The sequence below is a fragment of the Saccharopolyspora sp. NPDC045941 genome (assembly GCF_056431445.1).
The window spans coordinates 1-4,727 of record NZ_JBWKKU010000146.1; the positions used below are offsets into that span (position 1 = coordinate 1).

Annotated in this window: 8 protein-coding genes; 3 read left to right on the forward strand and 5 right to left on the reverse strand. The window is 65.3% G+C overall.

The annotated features are described in order from the left end of the window. The first annotated feature begins 372 nt into the window (after window positions 1-372). A complete protein-coding gene (locus tag AC07FN_RS45685; protein WP_478401344.1) occupies window positions 373-708 on the forward strand; it encodes a hypothetical protein in 336 nt (111 codons plus the stop codon). Window positions 709-794: 86 nt separating this feature from the next. Here the strand turns inward: AC07FN_RS45685 and AC07FN_RS45690 are convergent, their stop codons facing one another. After that, window positions 795-1,517: a DUF1990 family protein gene (locus AC07FN_RS45690; protein WP_478401345.1), complete on the reverse strand. Its 723-nt coding sequence runs from the start codon at window positions 1,515-1,517 to the stop codon at window positions 795-797. Continuing rightward, the gene (locus AC07FN_RS45695; RefSeq protein ID WP_478401346.1) at window positions 1,489-1,737 is read right to left on the reverse strand and encodes a hypothetical protein; all 249 of its coding nucleotides are present in this window, start codon (window positions 1,735-1,737) and stop codon (window positions 1,489-1,491) included. Before AC07FN_RS45695 ends, AC07FN_RS45690 begins: the two co-directional genes overlap by 29 nt. Before the next feature lie 46 nt (window positions 1,738-1,783). On the opposite strand from AC07FN_RS45695, the gene AC07FN_RS45700 reads away from it, so the two are divergent. Next, window positions 1,784-2,569, forward strand: coding sequence for a DUF1990 family protein (locus AC07FN_RS45700; RefSeq protein WP_478401347.1), 786 nt, complete (start codon window positions 1,784-1,786; stop codon window positions 2,567-2,569). 280 nt (window positions 2,570-2,849) lie between these two features. Here AC07FN_RS45700 and AC07FN_RS45705 read toward each other — a convergent pair whose 3' ends face one another. Then, window positions 2,850-3,059 (reverse strand): hypothetical protein, encoded by a 210-nt coding sequence (locus AC07FN_RS45705; RefSeq protein ID WP_478401348.1) that lies wholly within the window; start codon window positions 3,057-3,059, stop codon window positions 2,850-2,852. A 332-nt stretch (window positions 3,060-3,391) separates the two neighbouring features. On the opposite strand from AC07FN_RS45705, the gene AC07FN_RS45710 reads away from it, so the two are divergent. Next, window positions 3,392-3,637 (forward strand): hypothetical protein, encoded by a 246-nt coding sequence (locus AC07FN_RS45710; protein ID WP_478401349.1) that lies wholly within the window; start codon window positions 3,392-3,394, stop codon window positions 3,635-3,637. A 132-nt stretch (window positions 3,638-3,769) separates the two neighbouring features. On the opposite strand, the gene AC07FN_RS45715 is transcribed toward AC07FN_RS45710, so the two are convergent. Both AC07FN_RS45715 and AC07FN_RS45720 read right to left on the reverse strand, forming a co-directional pair. Then, entirely contained in the window at window positions 3,770-4,381 is a 612-nt protein-coding gene (locus AC07FN_RS45715) for a hypothetical protein (RefSeq protein ID WP_478401350.1), read from the reverse strand. Between the two features lie 5 nt (window positions 4,382-4,386). Further along, a partial coding sequence (locus AC07FN_RS45720; RefSeq protein WP_478401351.1) for an EndoU domain-containing protein occupies window positions 4,387-4,727 on the reverse strand: 341 nt, incomplete at its 5' end.

The following is a 4,727-nucleotide window of genomic DNA, read 5'->3' on the forward strand; positions in this document are numbered from 1 at the left end:
GCCGGCACAACCGAAGAATAAACACCAACCCACCAGGCACAAGGGGGTCAACATTCACATGCCGGAAAGGGGTCATGATCCAGCCGCCGTTGACAGCGTAAACCCGGGAGCTTTGGACCTGGCTGACGCGCAGTCAATGCCTCACAGCTCCTGGATACTTACCTGCACAGCACTGCGGCCCCGGAGTGCACTCCGGGGCCCCAGCCACCTGGCACACCATGTTGTCGCCGAGTAACTACTCCGCGGCGATGCGATTCCTGCTGCGCCTGACTTCCTGGAGGCGCAGCGCGGTCAAGGCCGATCGCGAGCGCCTCGTTGAGGACCACACCTGATCCACCGCCTGAGTCGCGGCCGGACTGCGATCATGCTCGGGTGAAGTGGGGGATCAAAGGAACACCACGGCGTACACGTCCTGTTTCTGCGCAGTCGGTACGGCCGCTGCAGTGGTGGTGGGTACTGCTCACCGCGCTGGTCATCCTGACGGTGACCATGCTCGCGCTGCTGTGGCTGTGGGGACTGGCGGGCCAGGTGCCGCCAGACCGCGCGTCAGCGGTGCGCATGGAGGCGGTGCGCACCGCACTGACGCTCGGCGCCGGCCTGGTGGGAGTGGTGGTGCTGGTGCTCACCAGCCAGCGTTGTGTGAGCAGGGCGAATCCGCGTTCGCTGAGGCAGCGTAGGGCGCGTAGCAGGAGAGCACCTCGGATGTGACCCCAGCGCGGGCGCGGTCGGCGGGTCACTTCCACCTGCGGCGGTGGATCTTCGCAATGCTGGACCTCTCCGGCAACTCGTGATGTTCAGATACCCGGATGGTGCCACCGCACGGTGAGCAGATCGCCGGCGGTGGGGTGGATGTCGGAGGGCGCAAGCACCAGGTCTCCCTCGTGCAGGACGGTCGCCGCTGCGTTGGCGCCTGTGAGGCGGTCTTGCACCAGCCTGCGCAGGCGTGCGCCGCACTGGCGGTAGAAGCGCAGCTGGGTGCGGCGGCCGAACAGCAACCAGCCCAGCCGGGTGATCGGGCCCAGGTCGGGCGAGCGTTGCGAGAAGCCGGTGATCACGAACTCGACCTTGCCGGACTCCAGGTCCTTGACGATTTCGTAGCTCATTCTGCCGCGCTCGAGGTGGCCTTCGAGCGTCGCGTAAGCCCAGCCCCACACCTGCTGCGAGCCGCCACGGGTCTCGTCAACCACATGGGTCACACGCACGCCCATGTAGAAACGCAACCCGTGGAAGCGCCCTTCGAGGAGCATGTCCCGCCCCAGCAGGGGGTCGCGGCCGTCGTAGACGGCACGGACGATCGCAGGCACCGAGAACTCGTAGTCCCGGACGAGTCGGCAGGCAATCTCCCAAGCGCCGCCGGGCTCCGGCGGGCCTGGTCGTTCGCGCGCGAGGTATTGGCGGTAGGTGTCGAAGTGCCATTCCGGCGGTTGGACTTGCTCAGCGGTGAAATTCACCTTGCGGTGCCGCAAGTTCCCCAGAGCTGAGACGTAGTCAACGCCGCTGAGCAGTCGAGCGCGCATCGCGACTTCGTTCGAGTTCGTGCAGTGAAGCACCAATCAACCACAGCGTCGGTGGCCATAAACCGGTGAACAGGGCTCGGCGCTCGGCGTTGCCGCGCTGTTCCTCGTCGACGGCCTTGGCCCTGATCCACAGGCCCAAGCACAGCAGAACCGACCCCAGCGACAGCACCTGCAGATGGGTGCTGCGCAGCCCGACCTGGTGCAGTGTCCGAACGACCACTGGTCCTCCCCGTGTCATCGCTGGCGTTTCGGGGCATGACACGAGCATGCCCGGCCCGGGCCATCCACGCGAAAGGAGCGCCGTTGTGGCGTCCAAGGGTTCTTTCGTCCGCCGCGCACTCGCGGTGGCGCGTTTGCTGCTTGGCATGGCTTTGATCTCGTGGCGCTACCTGTGGCAGATCACGCCGCTGCACCGGAGCGAGGAGTGCGGAGATGAGTCGGACCTGCCCCCTGCGGTGCCCGATGACCTCATCGACGAGCGCTGCCAGCTGGTCGGTGATGGGACCGGCCAGCTGTTCCACCGCACCTTCAGCGTGCGGATCGAGGCCAGCGACCTCGACGCCCCCACGTTGATGACGGTGGTCATGACTGATCTCAACCGAGCCTTCCCGCGCGAGGTCGCGACGGTGCAACGAACCCGAGGTAGGGAAGGTGGTCTGCGGGTCGGTGACGAGCTCGTGGTCCAGATGCCGGGGCCGTGGAACGCGCCGGTCCGGGTTGTGGCCTGCGAGGACGCTTCGTTTCGGATGGTGACGCTGCGGGGGCACCTCGAAGCCGGGCAGATCGAGTTCCGCGCCCGGCCGGAGGGAAAGGCGGTTCGATTCGAGATCGAAGCCTGGGCGCGCCCCAGCACCCGGCTGGTGAATCTGCTCTACGCACGAGCGCGGCTGGCCAAGGAAATGCAACTCAACATGTGGGTGCGCTGCTGTCTGCGCGCCGCCGACCTCGCCCACGGCCGAGCACGCGGAGGCGTCCATATCCACACGCGCCGCACGACTACATGCGCCCAGGAACCGAGAGCGGGTCCAGATTCAACGTCGACATGCCCCTGAGCCAGGGCTGCATCACAAAAAGGGGCGGTTCAGCCACACCAATCCTGGATCGCGGTGGCGAAACGGGCCGTGAGGCCGCCCTCCCCGCCTGTCGGGTCGGCGGGGTACCCGTGGTCGTCTGCGTGCCCGGTGACTGGGTCCTGGGCCAGCACGACCGGCATGGGGCGATGGTTGTGGCCGCGGCGGTGAGCAACCACATCGGCCTGACCGACCCCGAAGCCACCATCAACGACTGGATGGCCACCACCCGCTGCGGAAGCCTGGTACTGCTCGACCCTGTTCATTCGCCTTCTGTTGCGGTATCGGCGTGGAGCCGCAGTTCGGCCTCCACGGTGGAAGCCTTCGTCTCCTGTTCACCAGGAGTCGGTTTCCTGATGTCTGATTGCTGCGGTCCCTCCGCCGGTTCGGAGGAATGTTCCCGTGGTATCTGTTTTCCCTGCGTCATGACATCCGCTTTCGGACACAATGGAACGGTCGGATGCTGGAGCATCCGTCCACCTTTTTCGTTCCCCCGTGGCCGGTACGGCAAACGTCGGCGATCGGTGCGGCCGACGCGCCTCGTGCAAGTATCCGGTGCTTGGGCGCGATTGATCCAGGCGTCGGGAGCATCCGTGGGCACACACCCAACAGAACGATCGACGGGCGTTGGGCTGAGGTCTTCGCGGCGCCTGGTATCTTCGCTGACTGCGCAGGAGGAAATCGTGCGGGTATGGACCACGGCTGGCACCCGAACACGGAGTGCGTCCGTGTCGCCCGCCGGGACGGCTGGGTCGAACTCCGTGACGACAAAACGCCCTTCGGAGCGCATGACGCCTCCGCCTCGTGTTCACCGAGCCACAGTTCGACGCCTTCCTGGCTGGTGTGCGCTCCGGACAGGCCGCTGGCCTCTGCTTGGAGATGACGCGCCGCTCCGACGGGATGTACGCCTTCCGTAGCGCCGTGCCTCAGCCCGGTGTGACGGCCACGGAGCTGGAGTTCAGCGAGGCCGAGGTCCTGGCCTTCCTGGACGGCGTCGCCCAGAGAGAGTTTGATCGGGACACCACACCGGACATGGCCGTGTGCGGATAGCCCCTCGCATCCTGCATGACGCGAGAGGACCGTCGCGGCTGTTGATGCGAAGATCCCTGCCGGAATCTCCGGCAGGGATCTTTTTCGAAGTGCTTCCAGAACGGGCTTGCGGCAGGTCGCTGCCTAAACCGCTCAGGGCTGGTCGGTGACGTTCAGCGACGCGAGAGTGTTCTCGCGGTCGCGGATGTATGCGAGATCGGCAACCGCGGCCGGGCGGAACCAGTTCAGCAGGGCGGCGAGTGCGTCCCGTTCAGAAGGGCTGACCGGGATCTGCCGGGTAACCAGGCTCGGCGACAACAAGTCGACAAGCATCGACCACTCACCGACATGACTCAGGGTGCGGTACTCCTCCAGCCGGTCTGGTGGGAGGCGATCGGCCAGGCGCTCCAGAAGGGCATGCGAATCCGCACTGAGCTTACGCAGGTCCTCATGGGTGACGACCCGCGGCTGATCGGCGACCTCGATCGCCGCCAAGGTCTTGTCACGGTTACGGAGGTAGTCATAGTCGCCGGCGGGGACGGTATCCAGCAGCCGTGTCAACGCTTCCTTCTCTGCGGGTGTCACTTCGGTGTGGCGAGCGACCAGCATTTTGCACACTTCGTTGAGCAACTGAGCCGTCTCGCCGGCTTCACCGAGTGCGCGGTACGGGGCCAACCGACGCTGGGGGAGGCGATCGGAGAGCTGTTCCAGTAGCCCGAGGGTCGCCTGCTGGGCTGTGTCCATCGTCGTGTGGTCTCCGCTCACTTGTTTCAGGGTACCGGGTGCGGGTTGCCGAATTCATCGTTTTGAACGACGCCCTCGCCACGTACGGGGAAACCGGTTTTGACCTGTCCCTCCGGGGTCACGTAGCCCTCGATCTGCACACCGTCCCTGGTTCCGCTGACTCTGTAGTTCCCGCTCCTATCGGACAGCACTGGCGGGCTGTCCGGGTTCTTGGCTACATCCTCGACGGATTCGAGGATCTTGGCGTCGTCCCAGGACTCGGGGAACTCGGTCTTAGCCTCAATCCACCGATGGTTGCTGATGGTGATCTTGGTTGGTTGATTGGCTGTTGTTGATCTTGCTGTCGTGTTCAGGGCATGCGTTATCC